This is a genomic window from Neisseria sicca 4320 (assembly GCF_000193735.1).
Taxonomy (GTDB): Bacteria; Pseudomonadota; Gammaproteobacteria; order Burkholderiales; family Neisseriaceae; genus Neisseria; species Neisseria sicca_E.
The window spans coordinates 1-925 of the sequence record NZ_AEPF01000082.1; the positions used below are offsets into that span (position 1 = coordinate 1).

Consider the following 925-nt stretch of genomic DNA (forward strand, 5'->3'; position numbering starts at 1 on the left):
TGTAGGATTTTTGAAGAACTCAGTTCTCAATATCCTCTGTTTCAAATGAAGGAAAGGTCGTCTGAAAATTAAACACAGTTTCAGACGACCTTTTGATTGTTGGGTTTCACCTCAATCTACATTTACTATGTTTTATTGAAATAATCAAATTTCATGTTATCTATATCTATATCAGTAAAAATATAACGAAGTATTGTTCTGAATCTTTCATAACGTTCATTGATTTCTACACCATCAGATAGCCAAGGGGAAGCTTTAATTTCGAAAACCTTCCAATTCGGAACCATTAAAAAATCAATAATGGTACAAATTCCAATTACAACATATCTTGGTATATCCATTGGATAAGGATATTTTTTTCTAACCTCAATTAAATCATTCTCCAACTTCCAATATTCTTCATCATCCCACACCCCATCATCATACCATTTGCCAATAAATGAATTTTCGTCATATTCCTCAAAACAAGGAATATTTCTTTTGAAGTTGCTTAACTTACACATAATAATTAATCTCCAATACGATTTAGATTTTTATCAAATGTGCCATTTCTTGTTTCTTTTTTGTTCAGCTTTTCGGGTGAAGATGCCTCTTTCCAAGCTCCTCCGTTGTGTCCGTCCTTATCGCGACTGATATAACTATTTCCTTTTTTAAAAATGGCAGCATCATTTCTCGTTCTTTCTTTTATTTTTCTATATCCCAATTCCTTTGCTGCTGCATATGCTTCTGAATCATTCCGATATACGGGGGTAGATGGTGTTTTTCTTGGTGGACACTCATTATGAACCCAAACCCCTTCCGTTTCCGCCTTATCACCCTTGACGAAGTAAGTATGCCAGTCGGCAACGGTCAGATTGTAGGCTTGCAGCGGTTCTTGTTTGACGGTAACGCTTTGAACGGTCGGCTCCGCCCCGCTTTCGGAATG

Annotated in this window: 2 protein-coding genes; both read right to left on the bottom strand. The window is 36.3% G+C overall.

Features of this window, described 5'->3' with window-relative positions; translation table 11 throughout:
* Positions 1 to 125: 125 nt before the first annotated feature.
* Entirely contained in the window at positions 126 to 503 is a 378-nt protein-coding gene (locus NSCA4_RS0108495) for an immunity 41 family protein (RefSeq protein WP_016687734.1), read from the bottom strand.
* A gap of 5 nt (positions 504 to 508) precedes the next feature.
* Positions 509 to 925: toxin C-terminal domain-containing protein (locus tag NSCA4_RS0108500; protein ID WP_016687735.1), on the bottom strand; the 417-nt coding region annotated here is incomplete at its 5' end.

What these genes read in the sequence shown, in the direction of transcription:
- NSCA4_RS0108495 (WP_016687734.1), bottom strand. Translation starts at nt 503, where the DNA reads ATGTGTAAGTTAAGCAACTTCAAAAGAAATATTCCTTGTTTTGAGGAA.